Genomic DNA, 20,432 nt, shown 5'->3' on the forward strand with positions numbered 1-20,432 from the left:
CGAGAAGCAGTTGACCATTACAATAACCAATGTAAATGAAACACCTACAGACATTACCCTTTCAAATAACAGCATAGCAGAAAATACAGCATCAGGAAGCAGTGTAGGGACATTAGCCGGAATTGACCCTGATGCAGGAAGCAGCTTTACATATGCGTTGGTGAGCGGAACAGGTGATGCAGACAATGTAAGTTTTTCATTGACAGGAAATACTCTAAAGACAAATACTACATACAGTTATGCATTAAAGAACAGCTACAGTATAAGGATAAGAGCAACAGATGCAGGGGGATTATGGTATGAAAAACAATTTTTATTAAACATAACCGAGGTTAATGTAGCTCCTGTAAATATATCATTATCCAATAATAATGCGGTAGAAAATTCAGTACCGGGAAGTACTGTGGGTACTTTTTCGACAACAGATACAAATACGGTTGACTCCTTTACATACACCCTTGTGAGCGGCACGGGAAGCGATGACAATGCAAGCTTCACCACCACAGGCAGTGCCCTGAAGCTTGCCGTAACTCCTGACTACGAAACAAAAAACAGTTACAAAATAAGGGTAAGAACCACGGATTCAGGCGGATTGTTCTTTGAGAAGGAATTTACAATAAACATCACGGATATAAACGAAAATCCTGCGCCGGCGCCAACACCGTCCCCGGCTCCGCAGACTAATGACAACAGAGTGGAAATAATTATAAATGACAATACACAGAAGGCAGCTACAGCTACTGTACAGGAGGTGGATGGGAAAAAAGTGACGACTGTTACAGTGGATGAGGCGGTTATAGAAGAAAAACTGAAGAATGAGCCCAGCGGAAGCACGGTTGTCATACCTGTAAACAACAACTCGGATGTAGTAGTCGGAACATTGAACGGACAGACGGTCAGTAATATGAGTGAAAAGGAAGCTGTAGTGGAGATAAGATCTGAGAGAGTCACTTATACTCTGCCGGCGGCGGAAATAAACATGGATGCTGTTTCGGAGGAACTTGGAGAAAATGTCAGTCTGAAGGATATTGAGGTGAGCATAAGGATCGCAGAACCTTCTCAGGACACAGTAAGAGTTGTAGAGGATACGGCAAATAAAAACAACTATCAGATTGTTGTAAAACCTGTAGAGTTTGAAATTACATGCACAAATGGTGATAAAACAGTGCAAGTCCAAAGATTCAACGGGTATGTGGAAAGGACTGTAGCCATACCTGAGGGGATAAATCCTGCTATGATTACCACCGGAATCGTACTGAACGCTGACGGTACCTTCTCACATGTTCCTACTACCGTATTAGTGATAGACGGGAAATTCTATGCAAGGATAAACAGTCTTACAAACAGTACTTATTCGGTAATCTGGAATCCCAGGACCTTTAGTGATGTAAGCAACCACTGGGGAAAAGCGGATGTGGATGATATAGCTTCACGTCTTATAATGGACGGTATATCAGAAGATAAGTTTGGTCCTGACGCAGGAATAACACGTGCCGAATTCATCGATGCCGTAGTGCGAAGCTTGGGGCTTCTGCGCCCTGGCAAGGAAACTGACAGGTTTAAGGATGTAAAAAAGGACAACAAGTATATGGCATCCATAGCCGCGGCTGCAGAATATGGTATAGTGGGAGGTTATTCGGACGGTACTCTTGGTCCTGCAAGGCTTATAGCAAGAGAAGAAGCAATGAATATACTGTTCAGGGCTATGAAGGTAGCGGGTATGGATATAGACATATCGGATGAGGAAGTAAAATCTATACTGTCAAATATAAGGGACAGGGACAGGATAAGCAAGATTGCAGTAAAAGCGGCGGCGGTATGCGTGAAGTATGATATATTCCGTGGCGGAAAAGCCAAAAAGCTTACACTTGACGCAAAGATAACAAGAGCCCAGACAGCGGCTATCATAAAGAGAATGCTCACAGCAGCAAATCTTATATAAGCTAAAGTAAAGGAACTGCAGAATGCAGTTCCTTTACTTTTTATAGATTAACTAGTGTTCAGGTTATTAGAGCTCCCCGTTAAAGAACTTATACAGCACTATAGACGGAGCTCCCATACAAGGAGCGTAGTCCTTGAATCTGGACAGCTCTATCCTTATTTGTTTTGAAGCTCTGAATAGGAAACTTCCGTTTACCAGTTCATTTATTTGATTCATTACCAGATCTCCGACCAGGGAAATATCATTGCCCAGATATATCACTTCAGGGTCATACAGGTTCACTGTATTGACGAGTCCTACAGAGAGGTAATATGTAAGCCTGTCAATAACCTTTAAACAGAGAGGGTCACCGTTTCTGGCGGCAGATACAACATCTGCCCACCTTATATCATCCAGGGCAGATAATGCACTTTCAGCACCAAGGCTGACAGACGATCTGACCTGATTTACTATATTGGGTATACTTGCATAAAGCTCAAGACATCCCATATTTCCGCAAGCACACTTCTGTCCGTGTATATCTATGGTGATATGTCCTATTTCACCTGCAAAACCGTTATTGCCCCTGAAAAGCATATTGTTAAGGAATATTCCTGATCCTATACCTCTGCCTACACCCACAAAAACATAATTGGAGACTTGTTTTGCATTGCCGAACAGCTTTTCAGCAATAGCGCAGGCATTTATATCATTTTCCAGAAATGTGTGTATACCATACTTCTCTTTAATTAGCTTTACTATGGGTATGGATTTCAATCCCCTGAAATTTGGGGGGGCAAGAATAATACCATTCTTGAGATCAAGGGGTCCTACAGAAGCTACACCGATTCCAAGAAGCTTGTTCCTGTCAATATCCGATGCTTTCAAAACATCACTTATTACCTGATATGTTGAAAGTGTAAAGGACTTCTCATTTTCCGAAAGCTCCAGGTGTATTTTACTCTCGCTTACTATATCACCACTTAAAGTGACAATGTTTGAATAAACATAATCTCTGCTGATAAGTACTCCCAACGCGTAGTAGGCGTCATGACGGAGGTGCAAAAGTATGGGCTTTCTCCCGCTTGAAGAATCCAGGGTTCCAGTTTCATAGATAATGCCTTCCTCCATAAGTTCGGCAATGATATTCGTTATGGAAGTCTTCGTAAGTCCTGTAAGCCTTGCAAGCTCTGCTCTTGATATTCCACCCATTGAGTTTAGAAGCCTGAGAATAAGATTTCTATTATTCGATTTTATTGTTGAAAGGTTGGAAGCTCCATTGCCTGGACTCATTTTTTCCTCCAAAGTCAGAGATAATGTTCGAAAAAATTGTTTATATAATCATAGGATATTATAAATATAGTTTACTGTCAAATAACAGGTATTCCAATGAATCTTGATTTTATCCGAAATGTATAGTAATATTAAATTAGTAAATAGAATTTACCATAAAACTACAAAAATCAACCAAATACGACAAAAATATTTACTATATGACAAAAATATAGATATAAAAGAGGTAAGACAGTTTACTAATTCGAGTGAGTTACTGTAACTGTGTATGTATTGCGGAGGGAACCAGATGCTATATCCTTTGAAATTCAAACCTGTATATAAAAGCTATATTTGGGGAGGAAGAAGCCTTGAGAAATATGGAAGGGAGCTGCCTGGGGGAGAGATTGCAGAAAGCTGGGATTTGTCATGTCATCCGGACGGTGTAAGCATAGTTTCGAACGGAAGTTTTGAGGGTATACCATTTCCAGAGCTGCTTAAAGTTTATGGTTCAAAGCTTATAGGAACAAACTTCCCCCAGACGTATATCGATAAATTTCCTTTACTGGTTAAGCTTATCGATGCGAATGAAAAGCTTTCGGTACAGGTACATCCTGATGATGAGTATGCCATAGTATATGAGGATGGCGGATTGGGAAAAAATGAAATGTGGTACGTTTTATCGGCAAGGCCCGGAGCCAGAATCGTGTACGGAGTTGTGCCGGGTACTACAAAAGAGCAATTCACTGCCGCAATCAGAAAGAACAACATTGAGAGCTGTCTGAGATATATGGAGGTATCACAGGGGGATGTGATAAATATTCCGGCAGGTGTAGTCCATGCTATAGGCGAAGGGATTTTAATAGCGGAAATACAACAGAACTCAAATACTACATACAGAGTTTTTGATTACAACCGGGAGCTTAGTGCAGGCAAAAGGCCTTTGCATACTGAACAGGCTTTGGAAGTGATAAATTTTGAATCAAGTGGAAAGAAGGAAAAGTCCAGAGGGTTAAGAATAAGGATAGACGGACAATCGTATAAGGATTATGTGGTTGCCAACAGATATTTTGCTGCAGAGCTTTATGACATCAATGGCAGGGTGCTGGAAAAATCCGATGGTAGCAAATTCTACATATATATTTTCACTGAAGGTGAAGGTGAAATCAGTTACTCAGATGGTAAAACAACATTCAAGGCAGGTGAAACAGTATTTATACCTGCACTGCTTGGTAATTACATAATCAAAGGCAGGTTTAAAGCTCTAAAAGCTTACATTCCGGATTTGCAGAATGATGTGGTCTGCAACCTGAAGGCGGCGGGTTACAGCAAAGACAGCATATACAATATAATAGCTGGTATTGCATGACTAGGAAGAAGGCATGTTTGTAAAAATTTTAAGAGAGTTTATATTTTATTGGTTTAAATATTAAAGGATGCGAAGGAGTTAGGTCCGCCACATCCTTTTTGAGTGTCATTATCAATTTTTACATCTCTAGCTGTTTTGCTGTTTTATGCAGTAATGGAGATACTTTCTTATACATAATAAGAACGAGTACCGATACAACTACTCCTTTAAAAATATTAAACGGAGCAATTCCTAAGGCAATCAGGCTTTTTACGTCCACAATATACTTGTTAACTTCTTTTCCCATACCAACGATAGCTTCCGTGGGGAAGTGCAAAACTGCTGAATACATGGGCAGCAAAACAAAATAGTTAAATACGGATGCAAAAACAGTCATCGAGAGTACACCGGCAGACATTGCCAGCAATGCGCCATTCCTGCTCTTATTGCGCTTATACATCAAACCTGCTGGAATTACAAAAGCTATACCTACGAAAAAATTGGCAAACTCACCGACACCGGCAGTTTCTGTAGCAAGAAGATTGAGAAGATTTTTGATCAGTTCAACAAATATACCGCTAAGAGGTCCCATGGCGAAGGTAGCCAGCAAAACAGGAACTTCACTGAAATCGATCTTTAAGAATGGCGGCATGAGGGGTATAGGAAAATCCAGGTGCATAAGTATTGCTGCTATTGATGATAAAATAGCAATTGTTGTTATGTGCAGAGTTGTCAGCCTTCTGTTTGACATTTTATTTCCTCCCTTTAAAATAAAAATTCCCTGAATACAATCCAGGGAATATATAAATCTGATTTTTATATCTTCTTCCATCCAGACTCGTTAATTGCATATTATCCCGGCTGCTTGACAGCCGGTAATACGGATAAACTTACTGTCGGCCACGGAATCAAACCGTGTCTGCTGGCACGGTTTGTTATTATAAACAAGCCGCCGCTCGCGGGCTAAGACTGATAAATATAGCCTATTACCGCCGGTCGGGAGTCACACCCTACCCTGAAGATTGTATTCAATATTAAGTTTGTTTAATAAATCACAATATAATTTTTACATATACTATCAGACATGTCAATACTGTTTTTGATTTTTCCAAACGGTACAATAGGTTTAGTTAATCGGAAAAATATCATGTTGAAATCTAAAAAATTATAGTATACACTGATTTATGGATAAAACTTCTAAATCTGCAAGCGATATAGGGTGACTTGTATTCTTACCTCTTAACCTGAAGTTAAGAGGTTTATAGTTTTGGATTGACAAGGAGTGTTTTATGGGCAAGCTAACGTTTGTGACTGGCGGGGCAAGGAGCGGAAAGAGTTCCTTTGCCGAAAATAAGGCCAAAGAATATGGCAGCAATGTTTTGTATATAGCAACAGCGATTCCCTTTGATGAGGAGATGAAGCAAAGGGTCAGAAAGCATAGGGAGCAAAGACCGTCAGACTGGGAAACCGTCGAAGCTTACAAGGACCTGGACATACATCTGAAAGACAGGCTTGAGGACAAATCCGCAGTACTTATTGACTGCATAACAATTATGGTTACAAACATAATGTTTGAATGTATTGAAAATTGGGATGAGTTTGGGCCGGAAAGCAGTGAATTTATTGAAAGCAGGGTAAGCACTGAAGTGGATAAATTAATCTCCGTACTGAACATGTCACCTGTTCCGTTCATAGTAGTTACAAATGAAGTGGGTATGGGTATTGTACCGGAACATGCTTCAGGCAGGATTTTCAGAGATGTAGCCGGAAGAGTCAATCAGAAGCTGGCAAAAGCAGCAGATGAAGTATACCTCTGCATCTCGGGTCTGCCCGTCAAGATAAAATAACCGGCTTTCTATGAGTTTAGGCTTAAGCGAGGTAGTATTTATGATTTTTATGAAACGCTTTTTATTAATGCTACAGTTTTTTACAACTATTCCTTTACGTATAGATTTGAAAGCGGATGAAAAGGATTTTGGCAAAGGTCTGGTATTTGCGCCTGTTGTAGGGCTGATAATAGGGCTGGCTTTAGCAGGCTTCTATAGTATTATTATTTCGGTATTTTCACCGCAGGTTGCTGCAGCACTGATTATTGTATTGTATATCTTCCTTACAGGGGGTCTGCATCTGGACGGTCTTGCCGATACCTCAGACGGTGTGTTTTCAAACAGGTCGAGGGAAAGAATGCTGGAGATTATGAGGGACAGCCGCATAGGTACTAACGGAGTACTTGCCATAATATGTGTTGTTTTGTTGTATTGGTGTTTATTTTCTCAACTGGATTACGGCTTTCTTAGTAAAGCATTAATCCTTATGCCCGTTTCAGGAAAGATTGGCTCTCTTATAGGGGCAGGAGTATCTACTTATGCACGGACTGGGCAGGGGCTAGGGAAGTCATTTATAGATTACTGCGGTTTAAAGGAGATAGTTTTAGGCATTTTGATAAGTTCAGTTATTTTCTTTGGTATCAGCCGCATGGAAGGACTTTTGGTTTTACTGATACCTGTTATTACAGCGTTTTTGCTTGTCCGGTTTTTCAGCTATAAAGTCGGGGGGGCGACAGGTGATATTCTTGGGGCGGTTTGTGAAATAGTCCAGGTGCTCTTTTTGATTTTTATATATTTGCTTCAGACATTAGGTTGTAATTTGTAATTAAAGCCATACGGAAGGGATATGCAGATTCCTATGCCGGCTGGAGTAGGGAGGTGCGGAAATGATAGAGCTTATATTTGTGAGGCACGGAGAAACCGACAGTAACAGAAAAGGGACATATCTGGGATGGACAGATGTGAGTCTGAATGAGGAAGGTTTAAGGCAGGCTTACGAAGCAAAATGCAAGTTGAGTAATGAAAACATTGATGCAATGTATTCAAGCCCGCTTAAAAGAGCAGTAAGAACAGCTGAAGTTATAAATGAGAATTTCAAACTAGCCGTTATCTATGAAGAAAGACTTAAAGAACGTTGTTTTGGTATATGGGAAGACCTTACCCATAATGAAATCCTTGAGAAATATCCGGAAGAATACGGGCTATGGACAGACGATCATGTGAACTACTGCATGGAAGGTGGAGAAAGCACAGTACAATCATATAACAGAGTAACCGGGTTTATTGAGGACATAATCAATACGCATGAGAGTGGGACATATCTTATAGTTACACACCTTGGATGTATCAGAAAAATTGTCGCACATCTTCTGGGGCTGGGTATCGAAGGCTCGTGGCGTTTCAGAGTCGATAACTGCAGCATAACAAGGATTGTTGTAAATGATGAGAAGTATGCATATCTGACTTTGCTAAACGGCTAGGGTGAATTTTCCTAATATAATTCAAGTTATTCAAATTGCTATGGATAAATTAGTATTGACAAATCCTTCCCTTACGATTAAAATATCAGAAATTAATCGACATACTGTAAAGTTGTAACGATACAGTTGGAACCGGGGGAGAAAAGTGAACAGATTTTCAACAAAAAAGATTGTAGTAAGTGGACTGATGATTGCACTGGTATTTATAGTAACATATCTGCCGTTTTTGCATATACCCAGTCCGGTAAATCAGGGATATTTCAATATCGGTGATTCGGTGATAATGATAGCGGCTATCCTGCTTGGAAGAAAGTCAGGATTAGTGGTGGGAGCGTTAGGGTCGGCTTTGGCTGACGTAGCCCTGGGTTCATTTATCTTTGCCCCGGTCACTTTTGTTGTAAAAGGTATTGAGGGATATCTCGTAGGACTGATAGCAGCAGATACTGACGGAAACTCCAAGGGAAATATCTACAGAATAGTGGCTGTAGTGATGGGTGCACTGACAATGGCAGCAGGATACTTTGTGTCTGAAGCAACTATTCTAAGGCTGTTTGATGTAAACCTCGGATATGCTGCAGCTGTAGCTGAACTGCCCGGTAACCTGGTGCAGGGTGCTGCAAGCGCTGTAGTAGGATATATAGCAGTATCGGTTTTTGTGAAGGCCGGAATCAGAAAAAGATTAGCATAATGAAGAGTAAAAAGAAAACTTTATGATGCATAAAGTTTTCTTTTTATTTATATTTCATATTGACAATTGTTACCTTCATGGTTACAATATATAAAACCAATCGATACGATTATAAAACGTATCGATACACACGGAAGGGGGGTAACAATATGCAGGACAGTTATGCTGGAACAGTTAGGACTGGGCTTAAAGCAAGGGATATAGTAATAACGGGATTATTAATAGCACTTGTTTTTATATCAACGAAGTTTATTAATATAACATTACCTGTATCCATAAACGGAGGTCTGATCCATCTTGGAAATGTGGCATTATTCATGTCAGCCATAGTATTCGGGGGAAGGAAAGGTGCAGCAGCCGGAGCATTCGGGATGGCTTTGTTTGATATCATGTCACCTTATGCTGCCTGGGCTCCTTTTACTTTTATTGTAAGAGGGATTATGGGTTATATTATCGGATCTGTGGCGCATGCCAAAGGAAAGAATGGGAATAATGTTATACTGAATACAGCCGCAATTGTATTGGGTGGTATTTGGATGATGGCAGGATATTACCTTACAGAAGTTGTTTTATACGGAAACTGGATAGCTCCCGTCACTTCAATACCCGGCAATGTTACACAGATAGTGATAGGTGCGATACTTGGTTTGCCTGCCGCTTTTGCACTTAAGAAGATTAAACTTCCGGTTTAGGAATGGAGTGGTGTAGGTGAAGATTCCATTATTAATGACCCCAGGACCAACATATGTACATGAAGAGGTCAGAAGTGCCATGGCCAGAGAGATAACAAACCCGGACCTGGATCCGGACTTTTATGAGTTTTATAAGGAGACATCTGATGCTTTAAAAGCTTTAATGAAAACCCGGAATGATATTCTTATTCTGAGCGGAGAGGGAATACTGGGACTGGAAGCGGCATGCTGCTCTGTTATTGAGCCTGGCGACAGGATTTTATGCATAGATAACGGTATTTTCGGGAAGGGTTTCGGAGATTTTGCTTCCATGTATGGAGGAGAAGTTACATACTTTACGGATAAATACCGACATGCAATAGATGTTGACAAACTGAAAAGCTTTCTGGAAAAGGACAGCAGCTTTAAGGCTGCTACCTTGGTACATTGTGAAACACCTTCAGGAATAACAAACCCTGTTAAGGACATTTGCATTCTTCTGAAGCAGTATGGAATACTGAGCATTGTTGATTCCGTATCGGCTATAGGCGGTGAGGAGCTGTCGGTTGATGAATGGGGCATGGACATTGTGTTGGGCGGTTCACAAAAATGCTTATCTGCGCCTCCCGGCCTCACTTTTCTTAGTGTAAGCCATGATGCATGGAAAAAGATACTTGGCAGAAAAGCACCGATAACAGGCTTTTATTGCAATTTGTCCCACTGGAAAAACTGGTATCAGGACAAGTGGTTTCCTTACACTCAGCCCATAAGCGATATATATGCACTTAAGGCTGCTGTCGACAGACTGACAAAGGATAAAAGCTATATTTCAAGACACAGGATTGCTGCTGAAGCTGTAAGAAACAGCATCCGTGCAGCAGGCTTGGAGTTGTATCCTTTAAGTGGATTTTCAAATACGGTATCTACAATTATGGTTCCGGAAGGCATAAAATTTTCTGAGATAAATAATATAATGCTTAGCGAGCATAATGTAATGATCGCAGGAGCTTTTGACTTTCTAAAGGATAAAGTGATGCGAATAGGACATATGGGGGAGAACTGTTCTATAAATAAAATTAAAGCGGCTTTGGATGCTCTTGATGATACTTTAGCAAAGCTGAAACACAGAACCAATGCTAAAATGAGTGAGGTTTTTGCCAAAAGCTTGGTATAGAAATATTTTACTTGATTAAAAAACTGCACAACTGATAAAATAAATATAAAAGCTGCTTATTTAGCAGCTTTTATATTTATATACGAACACTTTTGTTAAGGCATATCAGAAGCGGAGGCATATATGAAACTTACCATATTGGGAAACAACGGTCCTTTTCCTGCAGCAGGTGGAGCCTGCTCGGGTTACCTGGTACAGGAGGGGAGTACAAATCTCCTGATAGATTGCGGTAACGGTGTATTGAGCAACCTGCAAAAAATAATAAACATAGAGGATCTGGATGCAATTATTCTTACTCATCTTCATAGCGACCATATATCTGATATGATGGTCTTGAAGTATGCCATACAAGTTAAAAAGGACAAGGGAGCTTTAAACAAAACCTTTAACGTCTTTGCCCCGCAAGAGCCAGCTGAGGAATACAAACGGATCAATATAAAAAACGTGTTTGAGATGCATCCTGTTACTGAAGAATTGAAGCTTCAGTTTGGTATACTTAAAGTCTCGTTTAGAGAAATGAAGCATCCTGTCAAGTGTTATGGAATTTCGGCAGACAATGGAAGCAAACGATTTGTTTTTTCCGGAGATACTGCCTGGAATGAAAACATAATTGATTTTTCGATGAATGCGGATTTGTTGATGCTGGATGCCGGCTTATTAACAAAGGATAAATCCAGTGAAGATGTTCCACATCTTACAGCAGCAGAATGCGGTATGATAGCTGCAAGGGCGGAAGTCAAGCGTCTGATTCTTACACATTTCTGGCCTGAGTATGAACTGAGCGAAATTTTAGGCGAGGCAAGACAATATTTTCAGAATGCTGAATTGTCTAAGCTTTTAAACAGTTATGAGATATAAAAGCGCTTAATACTTGTAATGTTGAAAATAAAAGGGTGGACAATATTTATATTGCCCACCCTTGCTTTGTGTAATATTATCTGATTTTATATCTCTTCAACTTCTTATCCAGCTCTTGAACCAGCATATCAAGACTTTCCGCGTCATGCTTCATGTCCTCGATTGCTTTCAACTGATGTTCGGTGGTTGCTGCAACTTCCTGGCTGGAAGCGGCTGTTTGCTGAGATACAGATGAAATGTTTTCTATGGCAGATATAACTTCATCCTTATCATTTTGCATCTTTGTAACGGACTGGTTAACTTCATTTATTTTCGCTACTATTGATGTAATAGCATTTGCTATATCACTGAAAGCGCTATCGGTTTTATTAACCGCAAGGTTTTGATCCTGGGATACTTTTTTCATAATCTCCATTGACTGAATAGCAAGCTGTGATTCTTCCTGTATACTCTGCATCAGAATGTTTATTTCTTCGGTGGATTTTCTGCTCTGATCAGCAAGTTTTCTTACTTCATCTGCTACTACAGCAAAGCTTTTCCCTGCCTCACCTGCTCTTGCTGCTTCGATTGATGCATTCAGAGCCAGCATATTTGTCTGCTCTGCTATGCTCTCTATGGATTCTACGAACAATCCTATATCTTTAGTTGTATTAGTAAGCTTTTCTACAACAGAGAATATCTTTTCTGTTGTTTCATAGTTTTCTTCAGACTTATTACGGAGGATACTGACTGAATCGAGACCGACATTGTTCAAACCATTTATTTTTGTAGTTTCTGCCATTACGCCATTGTAGCTTTCATATACAAAATTGATTTGTTCGGAGAGCTTCTCAACCATCTGAACTCCCTGTTGTGCTTCTTGAGCCTGTTCTGAAGCACCTTTAGCAATTTCGTCAATGGTTTTTGAGATTTCCTCTATTGCAGATGACGCTTCCTGAGAAGTAGCGCTTACTTTTCTGGAAGATTGAATTATTGATAAAGACAAGGTGAAGAAGCTTTCAATCAAAGTACGGATATCACTGAGAACAACGTTTACTGTCGTGGACACCCCGCTAAGTACTTCGTAGCTTTTAGAATCAACAAGTCTTGAAAAATCGCCTTTTTTTATCAAATCCATTTCTTTTGAAAAACGGTCAACAAGCCTTTTTATTGACAGACTGAAAACTATCTTTACTGTAGTGGTTGTGATTACAGCCGATAAAATGAAGTAAAATAAGGGTGACCAGTGTTGTGTTGTTATTCCTGTGACGATTCCCCATACAGCGCCCATGATGATTGATATAATCATAGCAACCTTAAAGGGATTAAAGTTTTTTTTGTCTGTTTCTTTCATATGTATTTACCCCCAGTTAATATAACAGATGATATTTTTACTTATCATAATAGTTTCGACGTTTTATATCAAAACTCCTTCTTATATATCTTTTTATTTTACAAAAAAATTTATTTTTTGTTACTTCAAATATACCACAAGTAAAAAGCAGCCTTTAAATCTCACTCTATAATTTAGTATTATTTTATAAATGGAAAAGTATGTCGAAATTCAGCGTATGCTAATTGTTTTTTGGTATGATATGGAATGATATGCTATAATATACATCAGTATGGCAAAGTTATCAATAATGCCGAAAATAGGTCATAGGAATTCAAATCATATATATGGATTATTAAGTTGGAATATGAAATTTAGAATTTGGAGAACAAAAAGTCATTACTGGAGAAAAGCGTGAACAGATATAGGTTTACAGCCTGTAATGAGGTGTTGGGTGGAGCAGGCTCTTCTTTATAAGGAAGGGGTTGGGAGGCTCATGGAAAGGGGGAAGAGGTATGATAGGATATGTGATTCCAAAGCATTTCTGGAAAGACGAAGAGCACTTCTGCAATACAGGGATTGGATTCAGTCTGATTTGTGATGGAGAAATAGCAGCCACAGCATTTTCTGCTTTCAGATATGAAAACCAACTGGAAATAGGAATTGAGACTTCAGAAAAGTACCGCGGCAAAGGTTTTGCATTTAGAGCTTGTGCTGCGCTGATAGATTACTGTATGGAAAACAGCCTTGAACCCGTTTGGGCTTGCAGAAGAGAAAATGAAGGATCATATAAATTAGCCCAAAAGCTTGGATTCGTACCTATCCGTTCTATTCCATATTATAGACTTCCAGTTTGAATATTTTATATTTAGATTAATTGTGTAAATACTCATAAAGAAGATAAAATTAATAAATAAATTTGAAAGTGGAGATATTTATATGAAAATTGACCTGCATCTACACACCAGTGAACGTTCTGTCTGCAGTACTGCCACGGCGGAGCAGCATATTTGTTCGGCGATTGAATACGGATTAGATGCAATTGTTATTACTGACCATGACAAGCTGGTTCCCCTAGGGTATTTGATAGAATTGAATCAGAGACACAGACCGTTCAGGATATTCGGGGGAATAGAAATCAGAATTGCAGACTGTGGAGAGGATGTGCTGGTGCTGGGCTTGCAGGAGCCTGTTTTGGAGCAGAAACAGTGGCTATATGGGGAATTGCATGAGTATGTCGGGAAAATGGGCGGATTTATATGTCTTAACCACCCGTACAGGTATTCAAATGAAGTGAGGCTTGATGTCTGCAAATACAAACCAGATGCCATAGAAATACACTCAACAAATATTGGCAGGTGTGATGAAGACATAATAAAGAATCTTGCCAGGAAGCTGAATACCAGACTTGTTAGCAATTCAGATGCGCACAGCCATTTGCACACTGGAATATTTTATAATGATATATGGGGTAATCCTAAAACAGATGCGGAATTAGTCGCATTCCTTAAGAGGGGAATGTACAGTTTGGGGAGAGATGAAAACAGGATTGAATGTTTTAATAAAAATGTGCATAAAAGGGAAGGGCTCATAAGGGACTTGATTGCCCAGGGCAAGACAGCAGAAGACTACAGTAAAATGACAGGGAATTGGGCAGGGGAGTACAACAGAGTCGCAATGGGTAAGTCTTACATTATTTAATATTTTTTGGGATAATAGTCAGGTATTGTGGTATTAATAAAAAAGTACTTAATTTTTTATCGTTTCATAAAATCTTCATAAAGAATATCTTGCAAGTCCGATGGGAAATTCATTCAAAAAACTGTATTTAAGCTAAATAAAATAATCCTGTACTGACGATGAAATTTGTTGTTTCTGATACCATGATTGCATAATATCGAACAAATGGATTTACAAATATCAATGCAAGTCTCCATAAGTTTTATAGCAATTTTATGATCAAAGTAATTGACATGTATTGTATAATTGTATACAATTATACACATATACATACTAAATATATAACGAATTGTTATTAAAGCTGGTATTCTTTATATATTAAGAAGTCAATTAACTATTTTTGATGTGATATTGAGCAGATTCGTCTGACAGGGACTTTTCTGTTTTGTATTACAATTCTCTGAGGGGGTAAAAAATGATAGAATTTAATAAAAAAACCAATACACTTGAGCAAACCCAATACAGGTATTCACTTCAGGATGTTTCAGAACCTAATCTTTATAGGGAAATATTCAGCTATGACGAAATCCCTAAATGTACATTCAACCATAGAAGAGTTCCTATGCAGCCAGCAGATGAAATATGGATTACTGATACAACCTTCAGGGACGGACAGCAGTCCAGAGCTCCTTACACTGTCGAACAGATAGTAAAGTTGTTTGATTATTTACATAAACTGGGTGGCCCGAATGGAATAATCAAGCAGTGCGAATTTTTCCTGTATAGTGACAGAGATAAAGAGGCTGTTTATAAATGTCAGGAGAGAGGCTATAAATTCCCTGAAGTTACAAGCTGGATCAGAGCAACTAAAAATGACTTTCAGCTGGCAAAAGATATGGGTATGAAGGAAAGTGGAATTTTAGTAAGCTGTTCGGATTACCACATATTTAAAAAGCTGAATATGACAAGAAGGCAGGCTTTGGATCACTACATGGGTATCATAAAGAGTGCTATTGAGGTTGGAATAAAGCCAAGATGTCACTTTGAAGATATTACCAGAGCAGATTTTTATGGCTTTGTTGTTCCTTTTGCATTAGAGTTAAGAAAGCTTATGGAAGACAGCGGTATGCCTATAAAAATCCGTGCATGTGATACACTTGGTTATGGAGTTTCATATCCGGGGGCTGCTCTCCCGAGAAGTGTTCCGGGAATTATTTATGGATTCAGGCATCACGCAGGATTCCCTAGCGAATTGATAGAATGGCACGGGCATAATGATTTCTATAAAGCAGTTTCTAATTCCGCTACTGCATGGATGTATGGAGCTTCCAGTGTAAACTGTTCTTTATTGGGTATCGGGGAGCGTACAGGCAATACGCCTCTTGAAGCAATGGTAATAGAATACGCCCAATTAAGAGGTACTACAGATGGGATGGATACTACTGTAATAACCGAGATTGCGGAGTACTATGAAAAGGAAATCGGATATTCCATACCTTCGAGGACTCCTTTCGTAGGAAGGCACTTCAACGTGACACAAGCCGGTATCCATGCTGATGGTCTTCTAAAGGACGAAGAAATCTATAACATATTTGATACCACTAAACTGCTGAAAAGGCCAATAGGTGTCGCTATTAATCAGGGTTCAGGTTTGGCGGGAATAGCACACTGGATAAACGGATATTTTGGTTTGACTGGAAGCAGGAAAATAGATAAGAAGGACGAGAGAGTAGTTACCATTAAGAATTGGGTAGACGAGCAATACAAGGGTGGTAGGGTTACGGCCATAGGTGATGACGAACTGGAAGAGGCTATAAGAACTATAGCACCGGATATATTTGATTTGGCTTTATAGTTGAAAGTTTAGAAATTATAGATTATAGTAAAAAAGGAAATTAACATCAAACTGATAGTGATTATGATAACAGGTAACTAAATTAACTCGTTTCTCTGTTATCTGGAAGCTATCAGTCATAATATAAGGGGGAAGTCAGCAATGGGGCTTAATTTAGCACAGAAAATTATTAAAGAACACTTAGTAAGTGGAGAAATGGTTTCGGGCAAGGAAATTTCCATCAAAATTGATCAGACTCTGACTCAGGATTCCACCGGAACAATGGCATATTTACAGTTTGAGGCTATTGGTATACCAAGAGTAAAAACTAAAAAATCAGTGGCATATATAGACCACAATACACTTCAGTCGGGTTTTGAAAATGCAGATGACCACAAATATATACAAACTGTTACTTCAAAGCACGGTGTATACTTCTCAAGACCTGGAAACGGGATTTGCCACCAGGTTCAGCTTGAAAGGTTCGGAGTGCCTGGAATGACATTGCTTGGCTCTGACAGCCATACTCCAACAGGCGGAGGCATTGGTATGCTTGCTATCGGTGCAGGCGGTCTTGACGTAGCTGTAGCAATGGGAGGCGGTCCATACTATCTAATGATGCCTAAAGTATGCAAAGTAAACCTTAAAGGTAAATTAAAGCCATGGGTTTCCGCTAAGGATATCATACTGGAAGTATTAAGAATCCTCACTGTAAAGGGTGGAGTAGGAAAGGTTATAGAATACGCAGGTGACGGAATCAAAAGCCTTACTGTTCCTGAAAGAGCGACTATTACAAACATGGGAGCAGAGCTCGGAGCAACTACATCCATATTCCCCAGCGACGAAGTTACAAAAGAGTTTCTTAAAGCGCAGGGAAGAGAAAATGACTGGGTAGAATTGAAACCTGATGTTGATGCAAGTTATGATGAAGAAATAGAAATAGATCTTGATATGTTGGAGCCTTTGGCTGCTAAGCCTCACAGCCCAGACAATGTAGAAAAGGTTAAAGAAATTGGAAAGATAAAAGTTGATCAGGTTGCTATAGGCAGTTGCACAAATTCATCGTATATGGATATGATGAAGGTTGCAAAAGTGCTGAAAGGAAAAACTGTACATCCAGATGTGAGCCTGGTAATAGCTCCCGGATCAAAGCAGGTTCTGACAATGCTTGCTAAAAACGGGGCACTGTCTGATATGGTCGCTGCTGGTGCCAGAATTCTTGAATCTGCGTGCGGACCATGCATAGGTATGGGTCAATCACCTGCTTCAAATGCAGTATCACTCAGAACCTTTAACAGAAACTTTGAAGGGAGGAGTGGGACCGCATCTGCAAAGGTATACCTGGTAAGCCCGGAAATTGCAGCTGCCAGCGCGATCACCGGAGTGCTTACTGATCCCCGCGAACTTGGAGAAGCACCTGCTATAGATATGCCTGAAAAGTTTGAAATAAGTGATAATATGGTGGTAGCACCTGCGCCGGAAGGAGCAGATGTAGAAGTAGTAAGGGGTCCTAATATAAAGCCGTTCCCTGTAAATAGTGAACTTCCGGAAAAACTGGAAGGAAAGGCTCTTATAAAGGTAGAAGACAATATTACAACAGACCACATAATGCCTTCAAACGCAAAACTGCTGCCATTCCGTTCAAATGTGCCGTATCTTGCGGAATTCTGCCTTACACCTTGCGACCCTGATTTTCCAAAGCGTGCTAAGGAAAACAATGGTGGTTTCATCATTGGAGGATCTAATTATGGTCAGGGTTCAAGCCGTGAGCATGCAGCTCTTGCGCCGTTGCAGCTGGGAGTTAAAGGTGTTATAACCAAATCATTTGCCAGAATTCACATGGCAAATCTTATAAACTCCGGAATAATCCCTATGACCTTTGCTAATGAGGCTGACTATGATACTATAGATACCGGGGACCAATTAGTAATGGAAAATGCTAAGGAACAGATCAAATCAAGCAGTGAACTGGTAATAAAAAATGTTACCAAAAATACTGAAATAAAGGTAAAAGTAGCATTGTCCGATAGACAGATAGAAATAGTACTTGCTGGCGGTTTGTTAAATTATACAAGAAAACAGAGTCAATAATTTAGATTCACAGTTATAGAGAATAGTTAAAATGTAAATATTTTTGATTAATAGCCAGACCAACGGGTACAAAGCCCTGGTCTGGCTAAATATCGGTATAACAGGCTGTGCATCAGCAAGGCAGAAATACAGGCACGTTATAATGTTCTGATGCAATAATGTAAGAATTGAGATTGCTATGATTTTAACAGGTGAATATAAGGAAAATATTCGCTCTTCAAAGGGGGAGAGCACTTATGGCTAAAATAGAGCATAATGAAAATGAAAATTTACTAAATTCCTTAAGGGGAAAAGTTTTTGCTCAACTCCAGAATGATATATTGAATGGGAAATATCAGCCGGGAGACAGTCTTATTGAAACAAGGCTGTCAGAGGAGTTGGGAGTAAGCAGAACTCCGATAAGAGAAGCAATCAGACAGCTTGAACTTGAGGGTCTTGTACAGTCAATCCCAAATAAGGGTGCAATTGTAAAAGGTATATCGTCACAGGATATTGAGGACATCTACACAATCAGGATGATGATTGAAGGACTTGCAGCGAGATGGGCAGCAGAAAAAATCACTTATGACGAATTGGAAGAGCTCAAGGAAGCACTGGATATGGAAGAATTCTACACTATGAAGAATGATACGGAACATCTACTCAAGTTTGATTCGAAATTTCATGATATCATATTCAAAGCCAGCAAGAGCAAGCCGCTTATGCATACACTAAGCACTTTCCACCACTATGTTCAAAGAGCCAGAAGTGCTTCACTTTCGTCGCCATCGCGGGCAAGAGAGGTACTTGACGAACATAAAGCGATTCTACAGGCCATAATAGATAGAGATGCAGATATGGCAGAAAATCTGACTACTCAACATGTTAGAAATGCAAGCCTGAACCTAATAAAGAAAAGAAATAATCAGGGCGGTATATGATATATCGTCCTTTATTTTTTTTCAAGACTGGCGATAAAGCTCTTAAAGTGTTTGTTACGGCTGGCATACAAGCTGAATAAAAGCATGATAAGTCCTGAAACTACGGGTATTGCAGGCCAGACAACCCTATGCATTATGATTCCGTATATCCACATGCCAAGGGGAGGGGCTACCATCATTACGGTGTTGAAAACGCCAAAGAGCCGTGCTCTTATGTTTTCTGGAGTATTCATCTGAAAATATGAGAGTAATGGAGCGCTTTGCATAACGTTTAGTATGATTACTATAACAATCAATATACTGAAAACAATTGTGATTATCCATGTAGATTTTGCAAAAAACGGAATTATTGGAAAGAAACAGAGCATTATAATCAGAGCCTGGAATTCAAGCAATACAAAAAAGTTCTTTAACAGCTTGTTTGGAGATTTCTGAACACCCACAAGAACTGATCCGATTATCATACCTACTGCCCATGAAGCTTCTATGACAGATAACTGGAAGCTCGATACTTTCAGTATTCTATAAGTTATGTATGGAACAATAAGAACTATAAGAGGTACTCCTATGATCTGAATAATGAATACAAATTTTAAAAGGAACTTGATTATTTTCTGTTCGTTTATATATATAAAACCTTCTTTTATTTCTTCAAAATAATTGTTTGATTTGACTGTGAATTCGGTGTTTGTTTTGAAGCGTAAGAATATTTCGGATAAGCCCGAAACAATGAATGATATACCATTAATCAAGAACACAAACCAAATCCCGAAAAGATTGTATGATAACGCTCCCAAAACAGGCCCTAGGATATTTGTTGACGCAAGTATTGCCTGCATGATGGAGTTTGATTTCAAAACCCTGTTTTCCTCAACTATATTGGGTATTGAGGCTGTAAGGGCAAGCTGAAAAAATGAATTGAACAATGCCAGGATTACCGTTGCAGAGATTATTAATAAAAGCGAACCGGAATACCTGCTGATTAGTACCATGAAGACCAATACAGTTATCCCGCTTAGAATATCAGCGGTTACGATTATTACTTTTCTGCTGTATCTGTCTATGAATACACCCGCAAACATGTTAACAAAAATTTTTGGTATTAACCCCAGTACTAATACTGTGGAGAACGCAATTGCCGAACCTATCAGATCAAGAACATATAAGCTCAGCGCAAAACTGAATATGGATGTGCCCAAAGTTGACACTAGCTGACCGCTAATGAGAAGAATAAAATTCAAACTATTACCTGTACTTTTTGTGTTGCTATTCTGATTTATTATGTTTTCCATAAATGTCCTCTTATGTTGTATGATGGCTTTATTATCTTCGATAATAATATTTCCAGTAAGACCA

The 20,432-nt window shown here is 39.3% G+C and carries 18 protein-coding genes and 1 riboswitch; of the genes, 14 read left to right on the top strand and 4 right to left on the bottom strand.

The genetic code is table 11. From position 1 onward, the window contains the following. On the top strand, positions 1–1,942 hold a 1,942-nt coding region (locus N3I35_10510; protein MCX8130520.1), incomplete at its 5' end, for an S-layer homology domain-containing protein. Between the two features lie 66 nt (positions 1,943–2,008). On the opposite strand, the gene N3I35_10515 is transcribed toward N3I35_10510, so the two are convergent. Further along, a complete protein-coding gene (locus N3I35_10515; protein MCX8130521.1) occupies positions 2,009–3,214 on the bottom strand; it encodes an ROK family transcriptional regulator in 1,206 nt (401 codons plus the stop codon). Positions 3,215–3,503: 289 nt separating this feature from the next. On the opposite strand from N3I35_10515, the gene manA reads away from it, so the two are divergent. Beyond that, positions 3,504–4,562 carry a mannose-6-phosphate isomerase, class I gene (gene manA, locus N3I35_10520; protein MCX8130522.1) on the top strand — a complete coding sequence of 353 codons (1,059 nt, stop codon included), beginning with the start codon at positions 3,504–3,506 and terminating at the stop codon, positions 4,560–4,562. Positions 4,563–4,680: 118 nt separating this feature from the next. On the opposite strand, the gene N3I35_10525 is transcribed toward manA, so the two are convergent. After that, entirely contained in the window at positions 4,681–5,292 is a 612-nt protein-coding gene (locus N3I35_10525) for an ECF transporter S component (GenBank protein MCX8130523.1), read from the bottom strand. Between the two features lie 65 nt (positions 5,293–5,357). Beyond that, positions 5,358–5,568, bottom strand: a riboswitch (FMN riboswitch). A 262-nt stretch (positions 5,569–5,830) separates the two neighbouring features. Between N3I35_10525 and cobU the strand changes: the two genes are divergently transcribed. The 7 genes from cobU to N3I35_10560 all read left to right on the top strand — a co-directional run bounded on the left by cobU (position 5,831) and on the right by N3I35_10560 (position 11,239). Beyond that, positions 5,831–6,388: a bifunctional adenosylcobinamide kinase/adenosylcobinamide-phosphate guanylyltransferase gene (cobU, locus tag N3I35_10530; GenBank protein ID MCX8130524.1), complete on the top strand. Its 558-nt coding sequence runs from the start codon at positions 5,831–5,833 to the stop codon at positions 6,386–6,388. Between the two features lie 40 nt (positions 6,389–6,428). After that, the gene (gene cobS, locus N3I35_10535; GenBank protein MCX8130525.1) at positions 6,429–7,193 is read left to right on the top strand and encodes an adenosylcobinamide-GDP ribazoletransferase; all 765 of its coding nucleotides are present in this window, start codon (positions 6,429–6,431) and stop codon (positions 7,191–7,193) included. 61 nt (positions 7,194–7,254) lie between these two features. Further along, positions 7,255–7,848, top strand: coding sequence for an alpha-ribazole phosphatase (gene cobC / locus N3I35_10540; protein ID MCX8130526.1), 594 nt, complete (start codon positions 7,255–7,257; stop codon positions 7,846–7,848). Positions 7,849–7,993: 145 nt separating this feature from the next. Further along, entirely contained in the window at positions 7,994–8,536 is a 543-nt protein-coding gene (locus N3I35_10545) for an ECF transporter S component (protein ID MCX8130527.1), read from the top strand. A gap of 149 nt (positions 8,537–8,685) precedes the next feature. Continuing rightward, positions 8,686–9,228, top strand: coding sequence for an ECF transporter S component (locus N3I35_10550; GenBank protein ID MCX8130528.1), 543 nt, complete (start codon positions 8,686–8,688; stop codon positions 9,226–9,228). Between the two features lie 16 nt (positions 9,229–9,244). Beyond that, complete coding sequence (locus N3I35_10555; GenBank protein MCX8130529.1) at positions 9,245–10,381, top strand: alanine--glyoxylate aminotransferase family protein; 1,137 nt, start codon at positions 9,245–9,247, stop codon at positions 10,379–10,381. Positions 10,382–10,504: 123 nt separating this feature from the next. Next, positions 10,505–11,239, top strand: coding sequence for an MBL fold metallo-hydrolase (locus tag N3I35_10560; GenBank protein ID MCX8130530.1), 735 nt, complete (start codon positions 10,505–10,507; stop codon positions 11,237–11,239). A 76-nt stretch (positions 11,240–11,315) separates the two neighbouring features. Here the strand turns inward: N3I35_10560 and N3I35_10565 are convergent, their stop codons facing one another. Further along, complete coding sequence (locus N3I35_10565; protein MCX8130531.1) at positions 11,316–12,572, bottom strand: methyl-accepting chemotaxis protein; 1,257 nt, start codon at positions 12,570–12,572, stop codon at positions 11,316–11,318. Between the two features lie 494 nt (positions 12,573–13,066). Here N3I35_10565 and N3I35_10570 point away from each other — a divergent pair, with 494 nt between their 5' ends. The 5 genes from N3I35_10570 (at position 13,067) to N3I35_10590 (ending at position 19,076) form a co-directional block, all read left to right on the top strand. Further along, positions 13,067–13,408 (top strand): GNAT family N-acetyltransferase, encoded by a 342-nt coding sequence (locus N3I35_10570; protein ID MCX8130532.1) that lies wholly within the window; start codon positions 13,067–13,069, stop codon positions 13,406–13,408. A gap of 82 nt (positions 13,409–13,490) precedes the next feature. Continuing rightward, positions 13,491–14,252, top strand: coding sequence for a PHP domain-containing protein (locus tag N3I35_10575; protein MCX8130533.1), 762 nt, complete (start codon positions 13,491–13,493; stop codon positions 14,250–14,252). Between the two features lie 454 nt (positions 14,253–14,706). Continuing rightward, positions 14,707–16,086, top strand: coding sequence for a 2-isopropylmalate synthase (locus tag N3I35_10580; GenBank protein ID MCX8130534.1), 1,380 nt, complete (start codon positions 14,707–14,709; stop codon positions 16,084–16,086). Between the two features lie 141 nt (positions 16,087–16,227). After that, positions 16,228–18,156, top strand: a complete 1,929-nt coding sequence (locus N3I35_10585) for an aconitate hydratase (GenBank protein MCX8130535.1) — start codon at positions 16,228–16,230, stop codon at positions 18,154–18,156. 236 nt (positions 18,157–18,392) lie between these two features. Continuing rightward, a complete protein-coding gene (locus N3I35_10590; GenBank protein MCX8130536.1) occupies positions 18,393–19,076 on the top strand; it encodes a GntR family transcriptional regulator in 684 nt (227 codons plus the stop codon). An 11-nt stretch (positions 19,077–19,087) separates the two neighbouring features. Here the strand turns inward: N3I35_10590 and N3I35_10595 are convergent, their stop codons facing one another. Beyond that, positions 19,088–20,368 (bottom strand): MFS transporter, encoded by a 1,281-nt coding sequence (locus N3I35_10595; protein ID MCX8130537.1) that lies wholly within the window; start codon positions 20,366–20,368, stop codon positions 19,088–19,090. Positions 20,369–20,432: the final 64 nt, after the last annotated feature.

It is taken from the genome of Clostridia bacterium (assembly GCA_026414765.1).
In the GTDB taxonomy this organism is placed as follows: domain Bacteria; phylum Bacillota; class Clostridia; order Acetivibrionales; family DSM-27016; genus SKW86.